Below are 2,845 nucleotides of genomic sequence, written 5' to 3' on the forward strand. Positions count from 1 at the left end.
TACTGGGTACGGCAGGTGCGTGAGGCCGTCCGCTGGGCCGACGCCGTCACCGCGATGGAGGAGCAGGGCACGCGCACCTTCCTGGAGATCGGCCCGGGCGCCGTCCTCGCCGCGCTCGCGGCCCAGGCGGTACGGGAGCCCGACGCCACCCTCGCCGTCGCCGCGGTGCGCGCCGGGCAACCGGAGACGGAATCGGTGGTGCGCGCCCTCGGCACCCTGCACGGCCGTGGTGTGGCCGTGGACTGGGAGGCGTTCTTCGCCGGCTCCGGCGCCCGGCGGGTGCCGCTGCCCACCTACCCCTTCCAGCGCCGCCGGCACTGGCTCGACCGGCTCCCGCCGGCCGAGGGCGGCCCCGGCCGCACCCCCGCCGCCGCACCGAACACCCGGCCGGAACCGGAGACCACGACCGCCCGGACCGTGCCGCTGGCCGAACGGCTCGCGGACCTCGCCGGGGCGCAGCGCCGGCCGTACGTGCTGCAGATCGTGACCGCGCTGGTCGCGGACGTCCTCAAGCACCCCGACCCGGCCGCGATCGGGCCCGAGAAGCCCTTCCAGGAGCTCGGGTTCGACTCGCTGACCGGGGTCGAGCTGCGCAACCGGCTCATGGCGGCCACCGGACTCACCCTGCCCGCCACCGTGGTCTTCGACCACCCGAACCCGGCCGCGCTGACCGCCTTCCTCCTCGACGCCGCGGCCCCCGCACCCGCCGACCCCGCCGCCGGCGTCCGCACCCACCTCGACGCGCTGGCGGCCTCCCTCGGAGCGCTGCCGGACGACGCCGAGACCCGCGCCGAAGCCGTGACCGGGCTGCGGCAGCTGCTGGCGGGACTGACCGGCGACGCCGGGGCCGCCGACGCCGGGGCCGCCGCGGCGGCGGACCTGATCGCGTCCGCGTCCACCGACGAGATCTTCGACTTCATCGACACCCAGCTCGGCCGAGCGGCGGACTGACCGGTGGGGGGGGGGGGCGGCCCCCCCCCCCGCCCCCCCCCCCCCCCGGCCGTGTGCTCCGCCCCGCACCCGAACGAGAGGCTCATTCCGCATGTCTGCCGCCAACCCCGCCGAGTCCGCCACCCCGACCACGGCCCAGACCCGGGAACAGAAGCTGGTCGACTATCTGAAATGGGTGACCGCGGACCTGCAGAAGGCACGCGAGCGCGTCACCGAACTGGAGTCCGCGGCCCGGGAACCCGTCGCGATCGTCGGCATGGCCTGCCGCTTCCCCGGCGGCGTGGCCTCGCCCGACGACCTGTGGCGCCTGGTCGCCGAGGGCCGCGACGCGATCGGCCCGTTCCCCGCCGACCGCGGCTGGGACCTGGACGGCCTGTACAGCCCGGACGCCGACGACCCCGGCACCTCCTACACCCGGGAGGCCGGATTCCTGGACGGCGCCGCGCTGTTCGACGCCGACTTCTTCGGCATCTCGCCCCGCGAGGCCACCGCCATGGACCCGCAGCAGCGGGTGCTGCTGGAGACGGCCTGGGAAGCACTGGAGGACGCGGGCATCGACCCCGCCTCGCTGCGCGGAACCCGCACCGGTGTGTTCGCCGGCGTGATCGAGCAGAGCTACCTGGGCCTCGCCGGTCCCCGGGAACTCGAAGGCCACCTGATGACCGGCAAGCTGAGCAGCGTCGCCTCCGGCCGGATCGCCTACGTCCTGGGCCTCGAAGGTCCCGCGCTGTCGGTGGACACCGCCTGCTCCTCCTCCCTCGTCGCCCTGCACCTGGCCGTCGAATCGGTCCGGCGCGGCGAGTCCTCCCTCGCCCTGGCCGGCGGCGCCACCGTCACGGCGACCCCCGGTGGCTTCGTCGACTTCTCCCGCCAGCGCGGCCTGGCCCCTGACGGCCGTATCAAGTCCTTCGCCGCGGCGGCCGACGGCACGTCGTGGTCGGAGGGGGTGGGGCTGTTGGTGGTGGAGCGGTTGTCGGACGCGCGTCGCAACGGGCACCGGGTGCTCGCGGTGGTGCGGGGGAGTGCGGTGAACCAGGACGGGGCGAGCAATGGGCTCACGGCGCCGAACGGTCCGTCGCAGGAGCGGGTGATCCGGCAGGCGTTGAGCAGTGCGAGGCTCGCTGCGGCGGATGTGGACGTGGTGGAGGCGCACGGTACGGGGACCCGGCTGGGCGACCCGATCGAGGCGCAGGCACTCCTGGCGACGTACGGCCAGGACCGTGAACAGCCTCTGTATCTCGGCTCGTTGAAATCCAACCTCGGACACACCGTCGCCGCTGCCGGGGTGGGCGGGGTCATCAAGATGGTGCAGGCGATGCGGCACGGGGTGATGCCGAGGACGCTGCACGTGGACGAGCCGACGCCGATGGTGGACTGGTCGAGCGGTGCGGTGGAGCTGCTGACCGAGGAGCGTGCCTGGCCGCGTGGCGAACGGCCGCGCCGGGCCGCCGTCTCCGCCTTCGGCGTCAGCGGCACCAACGCGCACGTCATCCTGGAGGAACCCGAGGACGACCGGGAAGCCGCCGAAGAGTCCGGCAGGCCGCTGCCCGCACTGCCCTGGTTCCTCTCCGCCCGCAGCACCGAGGCCCTCGCCGCCCAGGCGGAACGGCTGCTCGCACACCTTGCCGAACACCCCGAGCAGACCGCCGCCGACATCGGCTACTCCCTGGCCACCACCCGCACCCTGCACGAGCACCGCGCCGCCGTGACCGGCTCCGGCCGCGCCGAACTCGAAGCGGCACTGCGGGATCTCGCATCCGACGCCGGCCTCGGTCCGCGACCTGTCTCCGCTGGTGTTCTGGGGTTGGTGTTTTCGGGTCAGGGTGCGCAGCGTGCGGGGATGGGGCGGGAGTTGGCGGAGGCGTTTCCGGTGTTCGCTTCGGCTTTGGCCGAG

2 protein-coding genes are annotated in these 2,845 nt (G+C 74.5%); both read left to right on the plus strand.

Going from position 1 to position 2,845, the window contains the following annotated elements:
• A partial coding sequence (locus tag ACH4ZX_RS40165; RefSeq protein ID WP_398283863.1) for a phosphopantetheine-binding protein occupies positions 1-951 on the plus strand: 951 nt, incomplete at its 5' end.
• 91 nt (positions 952-1,042) lie between these two features.
• The coding region (locus tag ACH4ZX_RS40170) for a type I polyketide synthase (protein ID WP_398283865.1) at positions 1,043-2,845 on the plus strand (1,803 nt) is incomplete at its 3' end.

The organism is Streptomyces sp. NPDC020490, from assembly GCF_044335305.1.
GTDB lineage: Bacteria > Actinomycetota > Actinomycetes > Streptomycetales > Streptomycetaceae > Streptomyces.